Origin of the sequence: Acinetobacter sp. TR3 (assembly GCF_027105055.1) — a bacterium.
GTDB lineage: Bacteria > Pseudomonadota > Gammaproteobacteria > Pseudomonadales > Moraxellaceae > Acinetobacter.
Map to the genome: position 1 here is coordinate 2,566,361 of NZ_CP114264.1, position 20,068 is coordinate 2,586,428.

At 35.2% G+C, this 20,068-nt stretch carries 19 protein-coding genes; 8 read left to right on the forward strand and 11 right to left on the reverse strand.

Annotated elements, in window-relative coordinates; genetic code table 11:
• Window positions 1-73 precede the first annotated feature (73 nt).
• The 7 genes from O1449_RS12120 to O1449_RS12150 all read left to right on the forward strand — a co-directional run bounded on the left by O1449_RS12120 (window position 74) and on the right by O1449_RS12150 (window position 6,032).
• Entirely contained in the window at window positions 74-295 is a 222-nt protein-coding gene (locus tag O1449_RS12120; RefSeq protein ID WP_004664817.1) for a hypothetical protein, read from the forward strand.
• A 5-nt stretch (window positions 296-300) separates the two neighbouring features.
• Window positions 301-1,167: a lysophospholipid acyltransferase family protein gene (locus O1449_RS12125; protein ID WP_269238453.1), complete on the forward strand. Its 867-nt coding sequence runs from the start codon at window positions 301-303 to the stop codon at window positions 1,165-1,167.
• A 99-nt stretch (window positions 1,168-1,266) separates the two neighbouring features.
• Window positions 1,267-2,325: a dTDP-glucose 4,6-dehydratase gene (rfbB, locus tag O1449_RS12130; RefSeq protein WP_269238454.1), complete on the forward strand. Its 1,059-nt coding sequence runs from the start codon at window positions 1,267-1,269 to the stop codon at window positions 2,323-2,325.
• Window positions 2,325-3,200: a glucose-1-phosphate thymidylyltransferase RfbA gene (gene rfbA / locus O1449_RS12135; protein WP_269238455.1), complete on the forward strand. Its 876-nt coding sequence runs from the start codon at window positions 2,325-2,327 to the stop codon at window positions 3,198-3,200. Before rfbB ends, rfbA begins: the two co-directional genes overlap by 1 nt.
• Window positions 3,197-4,057, forward strand: coding sequence for a WxcM-like domain-containing protein (locus O1449_RS12140; RefSeq protein ID WP_269238456.1), 861 nt, complete (start codon window positions 3,197-3,199; stop codon window positions 4,055-4,057). Before rfbA ends, O1449_RS12140 begins: the two co-directional genes overlap by 4 nt.
• Complete coding sequence (locus O1449_RS12145; protein ID WP_269238457.1) at window positions 4,054-5,172, forward strand: DegT/DnrJ/EryC1/StrS family aminotransferase; 1,119 nt, start codon at window positions 4,054-4,056, stop codon at window positions 5,170-5,172. Before O1449_RS12140 ends, O1449_RS12145 begins: the two co-directional genes overlap by 4 nt.
• A complete protein-coding gene (locus O1449_RS12150; RefSeq protein WP_269238458.1) occupies window positions 5,169-6,032 on the forward strand; it encodes a glycosyltransferase family 2 protein in 864 nt (287 codons plus the stop codon). The genes O1449_RS12145 and O1449_RS12150 overlap by 4 nt, the downstream gene beginning before the upstream one ends.
• Here O1449_RS12150 and O1449_RS12155 read toward each other — a convergent pair.
• The 4 genes from O1449_RS12155 to O1449_RS12170 form a co-directional block, all read right to left on the reverse strand.
• On the reverse strand, window positions 6,029-6,166 hold the full coding sequence (locus O1449_RS12155; protein ID WP_269238459.1) for a hypothetical protein: 138 nt from the start codon (window positions 6,164-6,166) through the stop codon (window positions 6,029-6,031). The genes O1449_RS12150 and O1449_RS12155 overlap by 4 nt on opposite strands.
• Before the next feature lie 406 nt (window positions 6,167-6,572).
• On the reverse strand, window positions 6,573-7,604 hold the full coding sequence (locus tag O1449_RS12160; RefSeq protein WP_269238460.1) for a capsular polysaccharide synthesis protein: 1,032 nt from the start codon (window positions 7,602-7,604) through the stop codon (window positions 6,573-6,575).
• Window positions 7,534-8,385, reverse strand: coding sequence for a family 6 glucosyltransferase (locus O1449_RS12165; protein WP_269238461.1), 852 nt, complete (start codon window positions 8,383-8,385; stop codon window positions 7,534-7,536). Before O1449_RS12165 ends, O1449_RS12160 begins: the two co-directional genes overlap by 71 nt.
• Window positions 8,386-8,399: 14 nt before the next feature.
• The gene (locus O1449_RS12170) at window positions 8,400-9,173 is read right to left on the reverse strand and encodes a glycosyltransferase family 25 protein (protein WP_269238462.1); all 774 of its coding nucleotides are present in this window, start codon (window positions 9,171-9,173) and stop codon (window positions 8,400-8,402) included.
• A gap of 137 nt (window positions 9,174-9,310) precedes the next feature.
• Between O1449_RS12170 and O1449_RS12175 the strand changes: the two genes are divergently transcribed.
• On the forward strand, window positions 9,311-10,000 hold the full coding sequence (locus tag O1449_RS12175) for a glycosyltransferase (RefSeq protein WP_269238463.1): 690 nt from the start codon (window positions 9,311-9,313) through the stop codon (window positions 9,998-10,000).
• Here O1449_RS12175 and O1449_RS12180 read toward each other — a convergent pair.
• The 7 genes from O1449_RS12180 to O1449_RS12210 form a co-directional block, all read right to left on the reverse strand.
• Window positions 9,997-10,800: a glycosyltransferase family 25 protein gene (locus O1449_RS12180; RefSeq protein ID WP_269238464.1), complete on the reverse strand. Its 804-nt coding sequence runs from the start codon at window positions 10,798-10,800 to the stop codon at window positions 9,997-9,999. The two genes, O1449_RS12175 and O1449_RS12180, sit on opposite strands and share 4 nt — an antisense overlap.
• A gap of 15 nt (window positions 10,801-10,815) precedes the next feature.
• On the reverse strand, window positions 10,816-11,568 hold the full coding sequence (locus O1449_RS12185; protein WP_269238465.1) for a glycosyltransferase family 25 protein: 753 nt from the start codon (window positions 11,566-11,568) through the stop codon (window positions 10,816-10,818).
• Between the two features lie 40 nt (window positions 11,569-11,608).
• Complete coding sequence (locus O1449_RS12190) at window positions 11,609-12,364, reverse strand: glycosyltransferase (protein ID WP_269238466.1); 756 nt, start codon at window positions 12,362-12,364, stop codon at window positions 11,609-11,611.
• 173 nt (window positions 12,365-12,537) lie between these two features.
• Window positions 12,538-13,698, reverse strand: a complete 1,161-nt coding sequence (locus O1449_RS12195; RefSeq protein WP_269238467.1) for a nucleotide sugar dehydrogenase — start codon at window positions 13,696-13,698, stop codon at window positions 12,538-12,540.
• A gap of 143 nt (window positions 13,699-13,841) precedes the next feature.
• Window positions 13,842-14,768: a branched-chain amino acid transaminase gene (locus tag O1449_RS12200; RefSeq protein ID WP_004664837.1), complete on the reverse strand. Its 927-nt coding sequence runs from the start codon at window positions 14,766-14,768 to the stop codon at window positions 13,842-13,844.
• 26 nt (window positions 14,769-14,794) lie between these two features.
• Window positions 14,795-17,542 carry a bifunctional [glutamate--ammonia ligase]-adenylyl-L-tyrosine phosphorylase/[glutamate--ammonia-ligase] adenylyltransferase gene (glnE, locus tag O1449_RS12205; RefSeq protein WP_269238468.1) on the reverse strand — a complete coding sequence of 916 codons (2,748 nt, stop codon included), beginning with the start codon at window positions 17,540-17,542 and terminating at the stop codon, window positions 14,795-14,797.
• A 65-nt stretch (window positions 17,543-17,607) separates the two neighbouring features.
• Window positions 17,608-18,885 carry a sensor histidine kinase gene (locus O1449_RS12210; protein ID WP_269238469.1) on the reverse strand — a complete coding sequence of 426 codons (1,278 nt, stop codon included), beginning with the start codon at window positions 18,883-18,885 and terminating at the stop codon, window positions 17,608-17,610.
• Between the last annotated feature and the right edge of the window lie 1,183 nt (window positions 18,886-20,068).

Here is a 20,068-nt window from a genome sequence, read left to right on the forward strand (position 1 = left end):
TTACATGGTTTTACTTTGCGATCATGCAGCGTAATGGCATAATAAGCTGCTTTTTTATTGAGAGGTCAGTCTTATGGCAATGCGTCCTGATGTACGTCGACACACAATTGTGATTATTGTGTTTTCACTTGCTCAATGGTTTTTTATGCGTTACATCTTGGCAAATGAACTTTTCAATATGACCACCAATCAACGTATTTTATATTTCTGCGTCAGTAGTCTTGTAGGTGCGTTATTGATTTTTGTAGCACTGATTTATATGGTGCTCAAAGGCAATACAGATAAGCAAGATTAATTGCGATGTCGTTTTACAGTACTTTACTCCGTATTCTCCCTCTAACATTTTTGCGTAGTATTGCAAAAGTGGCTGCCTACTTTATCAATCAAAATCCTGATAAAAGTATGCTTTGGAAAACCAGAATTAATATTGGTTTAGCCTACCCAACACTTTCTTCCGAGCAAAAAGAACAGCTTGCTCGAGAAAGTGTGACCAAGCAATGTTTGAGTTATATTGAATCAGGGAAATGCTGGGCAATGCCTCCTGAATGGAGCATTCAGCAAATTCGTACTGTACATAATTTAGAAGTATTAACAAATGCCTTAAGTGATCCGCGTGGTGCTTTGATTATTACTCCGCATTTAGGTACATGGGAAATGATGAATGCATGGGTCAATCAATATGGTAAACCTACCATTATGTACAAACCCATGAAAGATTCAGGATTTAATGCATTTGCTTTGCATGCTCGCCAACGGTTAAATGCCACCTTAGTTCCAACGGATGCAAATGGTGTAAAAGCCTTGTTTAAGAATCTAAAACAAGGTGGTTTTAGCGTAATTCTACCTGATCATGTCCCTCAACCTTCAGGCGGGGTTGTCGTTCCTTTTTTTGGAATTCCCTGTTTAACCAGTACACTTGCAAGCAAAATGGCGCAAAAAACGCAATGTCGTCTGGTGGGATTAAGCTGTTTCCGTCGTGAAGATGGTGAAGGATTTGAGGTGTATTGCGATGATTTGAATGATCCAGCACTCTATGATCGAGATATCGAAGTTGCGACCACTGCACTCAATCAAGCAGTTGAACAGATGATCAACCGCTTTCCTGCTGAATATATGTGGGGATATAAGCGGTTTAGAGGGGCTGATCATACAACGTTTTATGAGTGACTATTTTTTATTTTATCGATAAACAATATAAATTTTAGAAAGTAACTTTTTAAATAATTTATGAATTTAACCATTTAAATTATTGAAGGAAAATATTTTATGCGGATTATAGTTACAGGTGGGGCTGGATTTATTGGTTCAAGTGTCATACGTCACATTATTAAAAATACAAATGATGAAGTTCTTAATATAGACAAACTTACATATGCGGGTAATCTAGAGTCACTAAAAGAAATTGATCAGAATCCACGCTATCAATTTCAACAAGTTGATATTTGTGATGCTTCAAAACTAGAACAGATTTTTGAACAGTTTCAACCTGATGCAGTCATGCATTTAGCTGCCGAGTCACATGTTGACCGTTCTATAGATGGGCCAAGTACATTTATTCAAACCAATATTGTGGGCACATACACCTTATTAGAAGCAGCACGTAAATATTGGCAGCGATTAGACGAAATTAAAAAAGTAAATTTTCGCTTTCACCATATTTCAACAGATGAAGTTTATGGCGATTTGGATGGGACTACGGATTTATTTACTGAAGCAACTCCATACGCACCAAGCTCACCTTATTCAGCAAGTAAAGCCAGTTCAGATCACTTAGTTCGGGCTTGGCAGCGTACTTATGGCCTACCCACTATTGTAACAAATTGCTCTAATAATTATGGTCCATATCACTTTCCTGAGAAATTAATTCCTTTAGTGATTCTGAATGCCTTAGATAGTAAAGCACTCCCTATCTATGGAACTGGTAATCAAATCCGTGATTGGTTATTCGTTGAAGATCATGCAAGAGCCTTATATCAAGTTGTCACTCAAGGTTCGGTTGGAGAAACTTACAATATCGGTGGGCATAATGAAAAACAGAATATTGAAGTGGTGAAAACAATTTGCAGAATTCTGGATCAATTAAGACCACAAAATAATGCTCAACCTTATGAAAACTTAATTACTTTTGTAAAAGACCGTCCAGGACATGATTTACGTTATGCAATTGATGCCTCAAAAATAGAAAATGAACTTGGCTGGAAACCTCTAGAGACATTTGAAACAGGTATTCGTAAAACAATTGAGTGGTATTTAAATAATTTAGAATGGTGTCGCCACGTTCAAGATGGCAGCTATCAACGTGAAAGATTAGGGGTAAATGTATAATGTCGACGAAAGGTATTATTCTTGCTGGCGGTTCAGGTACTCGTCTCTACCCAATTACCAAAGGCGTTTCTAAACAGTTACTCCCAATTTACGATAAACCGATGGTGTACTATCCACTTTCAGTATTAATGTTGGCAGGTATTCGTGAAGTTCTCATTATTAGTACACCTGATGATATTGACGGATTCAAACGCTTACTTGGTGACGGTTCTCAATTAGGGATTGAACTGAGTTATGCAATTCAACCTAACCCAGATGGCCTCGCCCAAGCCTTCATTATTGGTGAACAATTTATTGGTAAAAGTAATGTATGCCTTGTTCTTGGCGACAATATTTTTTATGGTCAGGGCTTTACACCGATGTTACGTCAAGCAGTTGCTCGTCAAAAAGGTGCGACCGTCTTTGGATATCAAGTTAAAGACCCTGAACGTTTTGGTGTGGTTGAGTTTGATGAACAAAAACGTGCCGTTTCTCTGGAAGAAAAACCTAAACAGCCAAAATCACATTTTGCTGTAACTGGTCTATATTTCTATGACAATGATGTTGTGGAAATCGCAAAACAAGTTAAACCATCTGAACGTGGTGAATTAGAAATCACGACTGTGAATCAAATGTACTTAGAGCGCGGCGACTTAAATGTTGAGTTACTTGGCCGAGGTTTTGCTTGGCTCGACACAGGCACACATGAAAGCTTACTTGAAGCAGCACAATTTGTCGAAACCATTGAAAAACGTCAAGGCTATAAAGTGGCATGCCTTGAAGAGATTGCCTTTAATAATGGCTGGTTAAGCAAAGAACAAGTTCTACAAATCGGCCAAAGTATGAATAAAAATGATTATGGTCAATATTTGATTTCTTTGGTGAATGAAATATGAGCTTAAAGAAACTAATTGATTTACCAAACTTAGGTGATGAGCGTGGAGGGTTGGTTGCGATTGAAGCCAATCAGCACATCCCTTTTGATATTAAACGTATTTATTATATTTTTGCTGCATCTAAGGATAAGCCTAGAGGATTCCATGCACATAAAGATTTAAAACAGCTTGCAATTTGTCTGCATGGGCAATGCCGCTTCATTCTAGATGATGGGCACAATAAAGAAGAAGTTATACTCAACTCAGCAACGCAAGGCCTGATCATCGAAAGTATGACTTGGCGTGAAATGCATGACTTTTCAGAAGATTGTGTATTATTAGTATTAGCAAGTGAACATTATGACGAAAGCGATTATATCCGTAGTTATGATGAATTTCTCAGTGTTGTAAATCGTCCATTTATCCATCCTTTATCCGATGTACACAGCACCCACATCGGTCAGAATACACGAGTTTGGCAATATAGTGTGATTCTAAAAAATGCAGTGATTGGTGCTGGATGTAATATTTGTGCCCATACATTAATCGAGAATGATGTCCAAATCGGTGACAATGTCACCATAAAATCAGGTGTCTACATCTGGGATGGCATTACCCTAGAAGATAATGTGTTTATTGGTCCATGCGTCACTTTTACCAATGACAAAAAGCCACGATCTAAACAGTATCCTGAAAGTTTTGCCAAAACTATTGTGGAACAAGGTGCAAGTATTGGAGCAAATGCTACGATTCTACCTGGTGTTCGTATTGGAGCAAATGCATTAATTGGCGCTGGAGCTGTAGTGACTAAGGATGTTCCAGAAAATGCAATTATGGTCGGTAATCCAGCAAAACTTAAAGGTTATATTGAGCAATGATCCCTTTTCTTGATCTAAAAAATGTTAATCAACAATATCGTGAACAATTGATTGAGGCTTGTGCTCGGGTAATCGACTCAGGCTGGTATATTGGTGGCAAAGAACTCGAAAAATTTGAGCTGAATTTTGCCAAATTTTGTGGTACGAAATACGCTATTGGGGTCGCGAATGGTTTAGATGCTCTTATTTTGACATTAAGAGCTTGGAAAGAGTTAGGTAAATTAAAAGCTGGTGATGAAGTTATTGTTCCTTCAAACACTTATATTGCCAGTATTTTAGCCATTAGCGCTAATCAGCTTAAACCTGTCCTTATTGAGCCTGATCCAGATACTTTTAATCTTGATCCTACAAAAATTGAAGCAGCTATCACAAATAAGACAAAAGTTATTTTACCAGTTCATCTATATGGCCAGCTTGCAGCAATGCCTGAAATTATGCAAATTGCAGATCAATATGACTTGTTAGTTTTAGAGGATTCTGCTCAAAGCCATGGTGCAGAAGTTAAAGGTAGAAAAGCTGGGAATTGGGGACATGCATCCGGATTTAGTTTTTATCCTGGTAAAAACCTTGGTGCATTAGGTGATGCTGGCGCAATAACAACGAATGATCTAGAGCTTGCCAATATGCTTAGAGCATTACGCAATTATGGTTCACATGAAAAATATAAAAATCTTGTACAAGGTGTAAATAGTCGTTTAGATGAAATTCAAGCCGCTATCTTGGATATTAAACTTAAATTTCTAGATCAAGAGACTTTACACCGTCGTAAGATTGCAGCACTTTATTTAGAAAGTATTAATAATTCTTTAATTCAACTTCCTAAAACGCAAATTAATGCTTTAGATGATAAGCAACATGTTTGGCATTTATTTGTGATTCGAACCGAACATCGTGAAGCTTTACAAAAGCACTTAACTGAACATGGTATACAAACTTTGATTCACTACCCTATTCCCCCACATAAGCAACAAGCTTATGAGGAATTGAACAACTCAAGCTTTCCAATTTCAGAAAAAATTCATTCTGAGGTATTGAGTCTACCTATGGGCCCCACCCTTAGCTTAACGGATGCTCAATTCATCATAGATGTCTGTAATGGATTTAAATTATCATGACATCAATGAATACCACGCCTTTAGTAACAATTGCTATTCCTTGTTATAACCATGAGCAATATGTTCAAGATAGTATCCAAAGTATTATTGATCAATCTTATTCAAACATTGAACTAATTATTATAGATGATGGTTCTAAAGATAACTCTGTATTAAAAATACAAGAATTAATTTCAATTTGTACAAATAGATTTAGTCGATTTGAATTTAGATATAGAGAGAATAAGGGGTTATGTAATACTCTAAATGAAGCATTAAAATGGGCAAATGGAGAATATTTTTGCACATTAGCTTCTGATGATATGATTCAACCTGAAAAAATTGAATTACAAATTCAGGCTTTGCATGAATATCCTGAAGCTATTGCTTGCTTTGGAGGTGTAAATATTATAGATAAACATAACAAGATTATAGACCAACGTGTCAGAAGTTTTAAAAAAACTTGCTTTAGTGAGATCTTTTTAAATCAGCATGATCTACCTGCTTCGTCGCAAATGATAGATACTGCAACTCTTCAAAAGGTAGGTGGATTTAATCCTCAAACAAAAATTGAAGATTGGGATCTATTATTACGTCTATCGAACTTGAACAAAGAAATTATCTACATCCCTTATCCGCTTGTAAATTATCGATCGCACGACGAAAATATGAGTAAAAATCAAGATATGATGTATGAAGAAATGTTAAAAATCGCAATGCAATATCGAGATCATAGATTATATCCGTCCGCTGTTTATACCATACAAAAAATAATAAAAATTAGACCACTAAGAAAAGAAAGTCCTATCAAATCATTAATGCTTCGTTGTAAATATTATTTGATTTATCTCCAAAATAGATATTTTTCAAAACAAAGTTAATCTATAGCAATATTCTTGACAATTTTTGCAGGTATACCTGCAAAAATTGTCAATGGCGACACATCTTTCACAACAATTGCGCCATTTGCAATGAGTGCACCTTGACCAATCATTACACCTTTCAGTATTTTCACATCAGATCCAATAAAACATCATCTCCAATTTCTACTGGTAAGCATTCATAATTTCCATTGGTTCTATTATTAATAGCCAAGCCATGAAAATCTGAGTCAGTGACGAAAAAATTAGTACGGTAATCCCCCCTAAAAATAAAAGGATTTAAAAGTAGAATTTTCTCTTAAGATACAAGCAGTAGTATTTCAAGCTTCTATACACGCCTCTCCATTAAGACAATATGGAGATGGAAAACGCCTAACTCTAGATTCTAAGCAAAATATCTCCAGTTCCGATAAATTGTGTAGCTTGTAATATTTCCCCCGTAAATTTCAATTTACGAATATTAGAAAAAATTTTCTATAGAACTATACTCTTAATTTAGTATTGCAATACATAAATTTCATGAGATCACCTTAGTTCAAACTAAATATTATCTTTTAAATAATTATAAAAAGAGTTCTGGGGCGAATTAGCAATATATGTCATTTTATGAATATTAATTAGACTAAGAATTCTATTAAATTCAGTCTGATCATAAAAATTATTGGCTTTAGATTGTAATAAATGGGGCAAAGTATCATCTAAAACTATAGATTGTTGATCTGAAAAATACTTATTTATTAAAACATCAAATAAAATTTGGAAGAAAAAGTAATGAGGGATATTATTTTGCGTTTTCCAAAAATTTAACAATAGATCTAAACATGTGTGTATAACAATATTTCCTTTTTTTCCAACAATAAAACTATTTAGAACATTAATGCGGTGATTAATATCCCAACCAAAGTAATCAGAATTATACTCAGACCAATAACGTTGATTTTTAGCTTCTGATGACCTTTGAAACATAAAAAAATCAGAATTAGCAATATTTTCTTGAATTGGAGACGTTAACATAATAGTTGCATCCAACCAAATACCACCATAAACATCAAGTAATGCTAATCGAATTAAATCCGCAAAAAAAGCATGTTTAAATTCAGGGTTCTGTTTCTTTAAATATACAAAGTCAGGCAAATCCAAATAATCATTTATATTACTATCATCCAATCGGATAATTTTATAATCAGCACAGTATTTATCTACTGATTTAAAGCATAAATTAACAATTTCAGGTAGATGACCGTGATTAACGCCTTGGGCCCAATATTGCCAAATTATTTTTTGATCCAGAAAGGCCTTCTTTGGTTTTAGTTGAAAATGCTCAACTTTATTATCTTGATACAGATTAATTATTTTCTCCCAAGCATCAGCCACTGATGCTTGTTTAGATCGGTCTGCTATCAGATTATATTTCTTTCTTAATTTTTTTGGGATGAATCCAAAGTACAAAATTCGCCAAGGCTTTTTATGCAACTTATAGATTAAACGAACAAAATCAGTCTCATAAGAAAAGAGATTTGATAAATTGTTTGAATCTAACTTTGTAGAATTTTGATTGTTTTGTGTTTGCATTTTCCCATTCTACCTGACTAATTTTATACTCACTCTCACCACGTAAATATGCATGTCCGCCAAATCGATAATGTGATTTGTCTAGGAATACTACTTTTGATGTTTTTTTCCAGTATTCATACTCACCACGACTAAAAATAGGTGGTAAAATTTTTACATCATCACGGTTTAATGCATATTTATTTAAATGACTTTCATCATGCCATAACGCAATAACGTCTTTCTCTAAATCAGATTTTATATTCTGATTTAATTTTTCACACATTTCTAAGTATGCTGATGTCCTTCCCCCATTAATCCCACCCATAAAATAATATTGACCTTGACCGTTTGGAATATAGGCTGAAGATTCAGGATTTCTATCATATGTAAATTTACGTTTGGATAAATGAAACATATGTGGCTGATGAGCAAATACTAACTTTTGATCTTCTCTTAATGGTAGTAGATCATCCGAAGTGATTTCAGATACTATTTCAGAATTTCCATTAAAGAAAAACACATAATCAAATGCTTCTAGCTGATCCTTAATCGACAAAAAAATATCAAAGCGCATTAATGTATCATAAGGCCAGCCTAATTTATTTTGCTGTATACAAGTAACATTACCTTTACTTTTACCAGCAATATCCTCTGAATTATCTGTAAAAACAAAATAATGCTTTAAACAGTTATTTAATAAATTTTTCTCAGCAGATTCATAGAAATATTTCCAAAAAACAGTGTATCGTCCAGTTGCGATGTATAAGACAGCTACAGTTTTTTGATTAATATCATTCATAATCATATTTCTCATTATTTAAACTTAATAGTTTTATAAGCAATAATGCTAAATAATTGCATATATATTCGATAAATTTCTAATTTTATTTTAGACCACCCTTTCTTTTTATTATTTTTCATTCTTTGTTGACGCTCATTATATAAATCACTAACCAAAGAGGTTTTGCTCTTTTCAGGATATAAAATCATTTCCTGAATACATAGCGCTGGATTCATTTGATAAATATTATTTTTTTTATTTAAAATATACTGATTAAACATCAATTGATCCAAAGGTATTAATTCAATAGATTGAATGTATTCTAAATATTCTTTTGCACCTTTTATAGAAAGTATATAACCAGCCGTACCTAAATTACAGCTTTTTAATTTAGATATAGACCGACTCCCCTTTTTCAATTGGATATATGGTTTCCCGATCAAAACACGCTCATTAAATGCTTCAATCTTTATTATATTCCAATCTGGATCAATCCAGTCATGACTATTCAAATAAAAACTTGCATCATCACCTAAATAGATATCATCTTCAAAAATTGCCATATAACTAATATTTTCTTCGAGCATTTTTTGCCAAAGCGCAACGTGGCTCATAAAACATGCTAATTCAGTTTTCGCTAAAAATTTTTCATTTACATTTAATTTTAATTTATCAGCCATGGTTGCCGCTAAATCTGGCGTTAATGCGTTAAAAAATTGATATTCAACTTGATGATGACTAAATTGATTTTCAATATGCTGTCTTCGATCTGTGGCTGTTTTTAAACTTATGACATAATTTTTCATCGTAAAATAACCTAACAAATCTCCAGCATTATTGTAGATGCAGTGTATTCAATATCATTTGAGTATACAATGAATTCGTCCTACAATCACAAATATCTACAATCATATTGGCTATGAACTGTTCTGGAGAATGATCGTTGAAAGCACAAGATATTACACTTTGCCTTACTATTGGCCGACGCCCAGAACTATTACGTCAAACTCTCGAAAGCCTATTCAACCAGATTAGTTTTGAACATATTATTGCAATCAATGATTTTCGTGATGAGGAAACCAATCAAGTTTTTCGAGAACTATGTCCTACAGGGATACTGATTAATCTTGCAGAACAAGTTGGACATCACAAAGCCGTGGATGTAATGTATGCTCAAGTTAAGACGAACTACATTTTTCATTGTGAAGATGATTGGCTATTTGATCAACCTATTCAAATTGAAGAATATATAAATATTTTAAAAAATGACTCTTCAGCAACCTCTATTGTATTAAGAAAGTTATCTGACTTTTCTTTTACAGAGGAAGAATTTAATAAGATCCAATTTATTCAAAATAGTGATATAACTACTGCAAAACTTACTAAACTGCATGATCAATGGCACGGTTTCACTTTTAACCCCCATATTTCACCGATTACTATGTGGAAAGCAACACAAGGATTTAAAAACTTTAAAAAAGAACGACATATTTCACGTTGGTTCCGAAAAAGAAACCAATATAATCTTTTCTTAAAAAATGGTGTGTGTCACCATATTGGCTGGGAAAATAGCTTAGCGAATCCACCTAAAATAACATGGTGGCAAAAAACTAAAGCAAAAATTTTTGGTTAATCAAATCGCTTAGGTTCAACCTTAATTTCTCTTTTGACAGCACCTTTACACATAAATAAAAGATAATAATAGCCCAAAATAATTTGAGCTATTATTCTTCTGTATTTAAATTGAATTTTTTCTATTACAGACAATTCAAAAGAAACTGTATTTTTAACTTGCCCGATAATTGAATGCATATCGTCCATCGGCTTGACACCATAAATTTCACATTTATCGCTCTGAAGTAAAACTGCTGGCTCAATTTGATAAGCTTCTAATGATCTACAACTATAAATAAACTCATCAGCTAAACCAACTGCTCTCTTTTCCATGAAATCTAGAAGTTTTTTTGCACCACTTGGGTACAGAATATATCCCCCTGTACCACTTCTATCTTGATATAAACTAAATAATCGAAAATGATCATCAGTTAAATCAAATGTAGCAGATTTTGCAATTAACTTTTTACGTCCATGCACCTCTAAATTTATAAAATCGATATTTTCCAAATTAGTTACTACATTAATAATTTGTTTAAATTCTCGTACTAAAACAGCATCGTCCTCTAAAACAACACAAGGTTCATTTAATGTAACAACGTACTCCCATGCTTTTTTGTGACTCAAAAAACAAGCTAACTCAGATTGTTTCATTGGTCTTTGACCATTGAAAGCTAATTTTTGATAATCACCTTTGCTAAAATCAGCAATTGAAACTGCAGGTAAACGCTCAAATACAACTTTTAATTTATCAAATTGTTCATTTTGCTGCTGTAAACGATCTTTGGAACCATCTAAATTGATCATTAAAACTTTCATTTTTAATACCCTAATTCATTTCTCTAAAAGTTTTTTACATGCATTCCATTTATTCATCCACATCCGTTTCTGGCGAGGAAAAAAACGATCTGCACGTAAACTCTTTTGCTGATTTATTAAGGTTTCAGCATCAATATCACTCTCCGAACCATTTTGTAGTACTAATGCAGGATAAACTGATAAGCCTTTACCATTTTTACTTAGCCATGCTTGTAACTCTACATCAATGGGCATAAAAATAGGCTGATCATTAATCTTTTCTAAAAAATCCTGTGCACCTTTTCTTGACCAAATTAATCCTATAGCTAATATTGGAAAATAATAAGCATTTAATAGCTCATAGTTACCGAATTCAGCAATTTTAGATGTTAGTTTTTTCTTTTTTGCACCTAGGTTAATAACATTCCAATCTGTATATTTATTATTTTCCAGCCATTTTATAATTTCTATAACTTTTTGATTAAAATCCTCATTTAATCTTAAATCATCTTCTAAAATGACACCATAATCTGAACCAGACAATAAAAAATTTTCAATTGCTTTTTTATGACTTAAATAACAACCTATTTCAGCACCTATTAAATCTCTTCCAGTAAAAATATGAGATCTTTTACTATCATAATTTGAATATGAGGAAAGTTCGAGTTTACGTCCATCAACAGCTGAAATACGAGTATAATTAATTTTTTGTTTACTCAATTCTGTATCTGCTTTATCTAAACGTTCTACACTTGAATCCAAATTAATTAAATAAAAAGAAATTTTCACGATTTGACCTAATATATTAATAAATGTACAGATTATCTAATTACTGCCAAGCATCTTTAATCCAGTCAGAGGGCAATACATAACGATACCATTTACCACCACCACCATTTACGGCATCGGGCGGATTAATTTCGCCATGGAAAATAATAATTTTTGCACCTTTCGGTTTTACAGGCGGCTTCACATATGCTAATGGAATCTTTTGTAAACAGTGATATTTATAACTTTTACACCAATCTTCATTCCAATAACTCAATGTTCCATGTGCATCAACGAACCATGATAAATAAGCTTGCTCATTACGAAATTTTTGACGAATCTCATCAAAATGCTCACGGAAATACGGTAAAATTTCAGGAAAACTACCTAATTTAAACCGATAAACAGAACTATTGCCCGTGATACGCCAAGGTCGCTTCCAATCATGAATAATTAAAAACTCGCCTTTCTCTTGAAAAAAGCAGTCAATATTATCCACAATCACAACATCAAGGTCTAAGAATAAAGCATTACCTTTTAAACCATATAAATCTGGTTCAAAAGTGGAAAGTTTGTTCCAACCACGTTCTGGGCTACCCGCAGGCAAATCCAAAGGCGGTATCGGAAAGCACTGCACATTTGCATCAATACCCTCGCTACGATCTGTCAAACAAACCATTTTAAAGGGTAAAGTCAGATGACGTTTGACCATGTTATAGAGACGATTAACATATTCTGGACCGTACTTCGTTCCCCATTTCATGCACAAAATAATATTGTCTTCATGAGTTGCTGAATCTTGTTGAATGTCTGCCATCTGATAACCTTAATGCCTTAGATATTATTTTCGCGTTGCGATTTTCGTACCAAGCGTTTTAAAACAATATGCACTGAATATTGGGCTATCTTAGCATAGGCATTATCAAAAAAATTATTATTAATTCACCAAACTAGGAGGATTGTTTATAGTTTTGTTTAACAATTACAGCTCTAATTTATCCCAAATAAATCTCGTGTATATATTTTTTCCATGACATCACTAAACATCGGTACCATACGATTGACAATAATCAAATCAGAGATTGCTTTAAATTTTTGTAGACTCGATACCAAAGGATGACCGAGGTACGCTTTTGCACCCAATGTTGGTTCATAGATCACGATTTGGATTCCCGCATCCGCCAAACCGCTCAACACATCATGTACAGCAGATTCTCTAAAATTATCTGAATCGGCTTTCATGGTCAGTCGATAAATACCAACACAAGTGACATTCCGACTCAGAATATCTTCAATAATCGCTTGCTTACGAGTCTGGTTAGAACGAATAATTGCTGAAATCAACTCTTGTGGTGTGTCATGATAGTTAGCTAAAAGCTGCTTGGTATCTTTCGGCAAACAATAACCGCCATAACCAAAGGATGGATTGTTATAGTGATCACCAATACGCTGGTCTAAAGCAACGCCTGTAACGATGTCTAAAGCACTCAACTTATTTTTTAGACAATAGGTATCCAACTCATTAAAAAAAGCCACTCGCATCGCCAAATAAGTATTTGAAAACAGCTTAATTGCTTCTGCTTCCGTTGAGTCAACACATAACAGTACCGCATCTTTTTTTATGGTTGCTTTCAAGTAAAGCTTGGCAATTTTCTCAGCTCGCTTTGACTTTTCCCCCACAATAATCCGTGACGGATATAAATTATCTTGTAAAGCCTGCCCCTCTCTTAGAAATTCAGGAGAAAAAATCAGATTTTTTAACGCAAGTTTTTTAGAAAGTTCCTTGGTATAGCCGACTGGAACTGTAGATTTGATCAGCATCAACGCTTTAGGATTTATTTTTTGAATATCATGAATAACGGTTTCAATACTCGATGTATCGAAGTAATTTGTTTCAGGGTTGTAGTTGGTGGGTGTTGCGATAATGACCAATTTAGCATGTTGATACGCCTGTTCTTGATCACAAGTCGCTTCAAGATTAGATTCAGATAAATAGCTTTGAATACAGGTATCGCTAATCGGGGATACGCGCTGATTTATGTTCTTTACGCGTGTTTTATCAATATCGAAGACCATCACATCATGTTGTTTTGAAAATAATAAAGCATTGGATAAGCCGACATAACCTGCACCTACGACAGTAATTTTCATTGCTTCTCTATTGTTTTAATTGCACTTAAAGTTCACCGTAATCAAGTTCAATGAAAGATTGATGATGATTTAGTTGCAATCTATTGACAGCTCAGCAATAAAAAAGCGAAGCCTGAGCTTCGCTTAATTGATCTGGTTTGATCTTATTTTACGTAAGTCAACCAATGTGCATATTTATCGTTACGACCTTGTACTGCATCAAAGAAGGTTTTTTGAATAACTGTGGTAATCGGGCCACGTGAACCACAACCGATTTCACGATCATCATATTCACGGATTGGCGTCACTTCCGCAGCCGTACCGGTAAAGAATGCTTCATCTGCAATGTAGAATTCATCACGCGTGATACGACGCTCAACCACTTCATAACCAAGATCTTTGGCAATGGTAATTACGGTTTGACGGGTAATCCCTTCTAACGCACCACCTGCTAAATCAGGTGTATGTAAAACGCCATCTTTGATTAAGAATACGTTTTCGCCTGCACCTTGACAAACGAAACCTTGAGGGTCAAGTAACATTGCTTCGTCATAACCTGAACGCGCAACTTCTTGGTGTGCCAAAATCGATACAGTATAGTTGCCACATGCTTTTGCTTTACACATCGTCACGTTTGGATGGTGGTGCGTAAATGATGATGTTTTAACACGAATACCACGTGCCATCGCTTCTTCACCAAGGTATGCACCCCATGACCAAGCCGCTACAGCAGCATGGATGGTATTGTCTGTTGCAGCAATTCCTAGTTTCTCAGAGCCAATCCAAATGAGAGGACGCAAATAAGCTGATACCAATTTATTTTCACGCACGACATCAATTTGTGCCTGCTCTAAAGTCGCTTGATCAAATGGTACATTCATTTGATAAATTTTTGCTGAATTTAATAAGCGTTTAGTGTGGTCTTGCAAACGGAAGATTGCTGTACCATTTGGGGTTTCATAAGCACGGACGCCTTCAAAAACACCCATACTGTAATGTAATGTGTGTGTTAAGACGTGAATTTTTGCATCACGCCAATCAACTAATTTTCCATCTTGCCAAATAAAACCATCACGATCAGCCAAATTCATGGCACATACTCCAAATTTTTACACAATCATTCACTTTCCAATGCTATTGCAGTTGGATCAATTAACCTTTGCCATAACTTGCAAACGATCTCTCGGGTATCGTGCCAATCCGCAGCATTGACTTGCATAGATTGATTTGCAAGCGCTAAACGGTGGCTCTCAGCTCGTTCACGGAGATAAGCATGGATGAGTGCTGTGGCATCTTCACTGGATAAGCAGCCTGCTCGAGCAGCATCTTCAAGAATTCTTACGTTATCAGAATAATGGGCGAGATCTGGATTCGTCCCGCCCCATGCAAGCACTGCATACTGTGCCATAAATTCGATGTCAACGATACCACCTGCATCCTGTTTTAAATGAAAAATGCCATGTTTTTTTTGTTCAGAAGACGATCCCAAATGGTCTTTCATTTTTTGACGCATTTTCAGCACTTCATCACGTACAACATTTTCATCACGGGTTTGGGTCAAAATTTGGCAACGGATTTTTTCAAACTGCTGACATAATTCTGCCTCACCTGCGATTGAGCGCGCACGAACTAAGGCTTGATGTTCCCATAACCACGCACTTTTTTGTTGGTATTGTTCATAGGCTTTTAAGCTAGTGACTAACATGCCTGCTTCACCCGATGGACGTAATCGAGTGTCAATTTCATAAACTCGCCCATCTAAGGTTTGTGTCGTCATCAAAGACATAAACTTTTGTGCCACACGAATTGCAAACTCAGCTCCGCTAATGCCTTTACGACCATCAGTTTCACTATGCTCTTCAAAAGCATGGATAAAAACCAGATCTAGGTCTGAACCATAACCTAATTCGATTCCTCCAAGCTTGCCATATCCAATCACGGCGAAGCCTTTGTTATCTAAACTACAGCGCTGACCATTATTCCCCAAAGGATAGCCATGGCGCTCGGCAACCGCTTCATAAGCTAAATTAAGAGTCGCTTGGACGCTAACTTCAGCAATATCCGTCAGTGCATCGGACACTTTCATTAATGGGCTTTCTGCCAATACATCACTTGCAGCAACAGTTAAGACATTGCTCTTTTTAAATAGACGCAAAACCCGCATTTGATCTTCAACTTGATCAATTTCGATGCGCAATAATTGTTGACGTAATGAATCTTCTAAGTCTTTACGCTGCGGTAAACCAAAATCCATCGATAGAAATTCATCTAATAGCACTGGATATTGTGCTAATTCTTCACAAATCCATGGACTCACTGTCGCCATCTTGACCAAGCGCTGTAAAGCACCACGGCTTTCCATCAGCATCACGAGATACACTGTTCGGCGTAGTACCGACTCGATTAATGGCATCAATCTTAATAGCGCAACCTGTGGTTGATCCGACTGTAAAATCGCTTCGATCAAGTGTGGCCAGAATTTCTTTAAGCGCTCTAAAGCACTCGCGGGAATTTTTCTTAGTGCTTGTCCATGCCAAAAGTTTTGAATTAGATTCTTTGCACCATCATCCAATACAATATTCAGTTTTTGCTCAAGTTGAACAAAGTCATCTACAGGCTCAGCAAATTCCTTTTCCTGAATAAGTTGTTTAAACTGAACTTTAACTTTGTCGCGTTTTTGATTCAAAACCGCTAAGAAAGCAGACCAATCGTTAAATCCTAAAGTATCTAACATGCGTTGTCTTAATTCAGGTTCAGTCGGCAGAGATTGGGTTTGCTGGTCATTGAGTGCTTGAATCGCGTGCTCAATCCGTCTTAGAAATAAATAAGCATCTTCAAGATCAATTACAGCCTGTTGGTCAAGTAATTGAGCATTTCCCAAATGATGTAGACTTACCAAACATTGACGATCTTGTAATTCACGTTTCGAGCCTCCGTAAATTAACTGAAAAACTTGAACAATAAATTCAATTTCACGGATGCCACCCGCACCCAATTTAATATCATCTTCAATATTACGGCGCATGACTTCACGTTCAATCATCGCTTTCATTTCACGCATCGCAGCGAAAGCAGAATAATCGACATAACGGCGAAAAACGAATGGACGCGACATTTCCATGAGTTCTGCGCCAGCTTTCTCACCTGTAATCACACGTGCTTTAATCCAAGCATAGCGTTCCCATTCACGCCCATGCTGACTTAAATATTTTTCTAAGCCGCTGTGGCTAATCGCCAAAGCTGAACCATCGCCCCATGGACGTAAGCGCATATCGACACGGAATACAAAACCATCTGCAGTAATATGATCAAGCAGATAAATCAGCTTCTGCCCCCATAGAATGCAGAACTGCTGTACATCAATAGATTTACGACCATTGGTTTCACCTTGCTCATCAAAGGCAAAAATTAGATCAATATCACTGGAAAGATTGAGTTCCTGCGCCCCCAGCTTCCCCATACCAATCACGATCAAATCTTGAAGCTGACCTGAATAACCCATTGGTTCGCCATGTTTGGCTAAGAGAGGCGGTAATGCAAAAGCCTTTGCAGCGCAAATACTGGCATCAGCAAAATCTGAAAGTTCACGTGTTAGCGTCCCCACATTGGTCAGTTGATTAGCATCTTGCCAAATCCAACGAAACATCAACTTGGCACGCAAAGCACGTAATGCTTTCATCCAACCGTGCTCATCTGTTACATCGGCAACAGCTTGTTGAACTTTTTCATGAATACTTTCAGTAGAAAGTGATTGGAGAAATTGATCTTCGCAATAATCTTGTTCTAATTGTATTTGATATAAATTTAAAACTTGTTCAGCATATTGACTGGCGACTAAAGTTTTCTGTAGCTGTTCCGCATTCATAAAAAGGCTCGACTGATGTCATCTAGATTAGTTATATCAGTTACAAGCTTATCTTTAAAATCTCTTTAGGCTAATTTCGCTTTACTTTTATGCTGTTCTACACATAAATCTATTGGTTCATTTGCAGCAGGCAATACAACTTTAAAGATTGTGCCCTCACCCTCATTCGAGCTAACACTAATTTCACCATGATTTAGATCAACGAATCGTTTACATAAGCTCAACCCTAAACCAGCACCCTTTTCTCCAGCAGTGCCTTTAAAGCTCATTTTAACGCGAGGTTGGAACAAATCTTTGATTTGCTCTTGGGTCATGCCCAGACCCGTATCTTTAACATAAACCTCAATATAAGTCCCTTTGTTTTGTGCTTGGATATAGACTTTCCCAGAGCCATCAACATCAGTAAATTTCAGCGCATTCGAGACTAAATTTTGAATGACCGAAGTGATCATATTCATATCAGCATAAACTTTAAGATTTTCATCAACTTCATTGATCAACTGGATATTTTTCTTGATCGCTAGTGTTTTTAAAACATCTGTAACAATATTGGTAATCTGTCGTAGCTTAAAATTCATCGGGTGGTAAACAAAGCGCCCACCTTCAGCCATCGACCAATTTAATAAACTTTCCAACAAGTTATAGGTCGACTGAGAAGTATCGTAAAGATAGTCCGCTATATTCTGAATGCTAGATTCATCCAAAGTGTCACGCTCTTTTGCCAATATTTCAGAGAAACCTAATAGACCATGAAATGGTGCTCGTAGATCATGAGATATTATCGAAAAGAATTTAGTTTTACTAAAGTTTAATGCAGCTTCTTGCTCGTATAGTTCTTTCAATTCGTCATGATTGACCTTTAACTCCAGTTTCTGCATAAAACTCATACAGTGCTCTTGAAGTAATTGTTTTTGTAATTCGCTGAAATCTTGTGCAACATCATCAAATAACACCAGATACCCTAATGAAGTTTGGTCTGGATGCCTTAAGTGTATTGCAATTGCAGTTTGTATTTTACGTTTGAATGGCGCTAGAAAGGCCAATAAACTCTGATACTGATATTGAGGGTGTTGTTGATCGATCAAATCACAATTTACAAATAATGTATTTAGACTTTTACTAATTTTTGAAATATCAATTGCTTGCAAATTTTCTGCACAACAATGCCAAAGGTAGGGTTCCTGATGGAATGCGAGCAAAGCAGTATCTGCTTGCATCAATTTACGGTTAAACTGTAAAAATTGTTCAAGTAAATTTTGCTCAGAATTCAAGCCTAAAGAAAGCGAAATTTTACAAGCACTTAACTTATCGGCTTGCTCTAATTCTAATAATTGAATAGCCATGCTCGCCTCTCGTATATTATCGTTATACGGTTATTTACAAATCACTAAGAAAAATGTCAAAACCATCACTTACTCTTAACAAACTTTAACATAAAAGGCAATTCATTATGGAACCAATTCGCAACAAAACGTGAACTTTCATAAAATTTAAACTTAAATTAAATTTCAAGAGAAGGGTTAGTTTCTAGGGACATACTGTAGTTATAAGTCATCATAAATCTCAATCAATGCATCCACGCTCAAAAATAATATTCCTGAAATAAAAGTTACGAAAATTCCAATAATAAGTGCCGCCAATATTCCTTTTTAAAGAAGCCAAGAATCAACATTAAACGCTTTAGAAACAATTATGATTTAGAATATCTAAAGAATTCAAAATTATAAATGCTTCTAATATGAAATCTAAGATTTAACTCTTTGTTATCCTTTATTGTTAATAACATAATTTTTAATTAAAAAATTATAAGCATTAAAAAACCCCAAGCCTTTAGTACTAGCTTGGGGTTTTTGAATCTTGGTCCCGAGGGTCTGCACTTCAAAATTCTTATAAAACAACAAGCTATAGTTTTTTGTGTGGGTCTATGTGAGTGCCTATATAATTACAGTTAATTTAAGGATACTTGATGCGTTGGCAATACTATCAAAATAGGGGGAAAAATGACAGGCGTTTCAAAGTTGAAGTATCATTTAGAACTAGGTTACAAAGGTTATGAAATTTAATATATATACCTAACTATCTATAAATTAATAAGAAATATTGACTTTTAAAAGGTTACATAAAGGTTATTTATTGGTTACATGTAACCTAAAAAAAAGGTTACAAGGCATAACCTCATAAGCTAATGTTTTATAAAGAGATTATAGGGTTTTTATAACTTTCATAACCTCATGTAACCAATAAAAGGTTATAAATTAAATATATAAATATCAAAAACTTAATTAAAAAATATGAGTAAAATAAGGGTGTGTAACCTAAATCCATTTTTTGATTCTTTTCAATAAATCCATTCTTTTTGTGAGTATTTTTTATTCAATATTATGACTTTGATTCCCAAGTTTGGACTCGTAGTACTGATATGATGATTTCTCTGCATCAGTGCGCATCAAACTGCATCACTTCTGTTGAGTTATTTTCCGCATCTAAGCCACAGCACGTCTCCCTTTCAGGTAGTGATGCAATTGC

Excerpts from the sequence above, each read along its gene's own strand:
- O1449_RS12120 (WP_004664817.1), top strand. The coding sequence starts at position 74 with ATGGCAATGCGTCCTGATGTACGTCGACACACAATTGTGATTATTGTG.
- O1449_RS12125 (WP_269238453.1), top strand. The coding sequence starts at position 301 with ATGTCGTTTTACAGTACTTTACTCCGTATTCTCCCTCTAACATTTTTG.
- rfbB (WP_269238454.1), top strand. The coding sequence starts at position 1,267 with ATGCGGATTATAGTTACAGGTGGGGCTGGATTTATTGGTTCAAGTGTC.
- rfbA (WP_269238455.1), top strand. The coding sequence starts at position 2,325 with ATGTCGACGAAAGGTATTATTCTTGCTGGCGGTTCAGGTACTCGTCTC.
- O1449_RS12140 (WP_269238456.1), top strand. The coding sequence starts at position 3,197 with ATGAGCTTAAAGAAACTAATTGATTTACCAAACTTAGGTGATGAGCGT.
- O1449_RS12145 (WP_269238457.1), top strand. The coding sequence starts at position 4,054 with ATGATCCCTTTTCTTGATCTAAAAAATGTTAATCAACAATATCGTGAA.
- O1449_RS12150 (WP_269238458.1), top strand. The coding sequence starts at position 5,169 with ATGACATCAATGAATACCACGCCTTTAGTAACAATTGCTATTCCTTGT.
- O1449_RS12160 (WP_269238460.1), bottom strand. The coding sequence starts at position 7,604 with ATGCAAACACAAAACAATCAAAATTCTACAAAGTTAGATTCAAACAAT.
- O1449_RS12165 (WP_269238461.1), bottom strand. The coding sequence starts at position 8,385 with ATGAATGATATTAATCAAAAAACTGTAGCTGTCTTATACATCGCAACT.
- O1449_RS12170 (WP_269238462.1), bottom strand. The coding sequence starts at position 9,173 with ATGAAAAATTATGTCATAAGTTTAAAAACAGCCACAGATCGAAGACAG.
- O1449_RS12180 (WP_269238464.1), bottom strand. The coding sequence starts at position 10,800 with ATGAAAGTTTTAATGATCAATTTAGATGGTTCCAAAGATCGTTTACAG.
- O1449_RS12190 (WP_269238466.1), bottom strand. The coding sequence starts at position 12,364 with ATGGCAGACATTCAACAAGATTCAGCAACTCATGAAGACAATATTATT.
- O1449_RS12195 (WP_269238467.1), bottom strand. The coding sequence starts at position 13,698 with ATGAAAATTACTGTCGTAGGTGCAGGTTATGTCGGCTTATCCAATGCT.
- O1449_RS12200 (WP_004664837.1), bottom strand. The coding sequence starts at position 14,768 with ATGAATTTGGCTGATCGTGATGGTTTTATTTGGCAAGATGGAAAATTA.
- glnE (WP_269238468.1), bottom strand. The coding sequence starts at position 17,542 with ATGAATGCGGAACAGCTACAGAAAACTTTAGTCGCCAGTCAATATGCT.
- O1449_RS12210 (WP_269238469.1), bottom strand. The coding sequence starts at position 18,885 with ATGGCTATTCAATTATTAGAATTAGAGCAAGCCGATAAGTTAAGTGCT.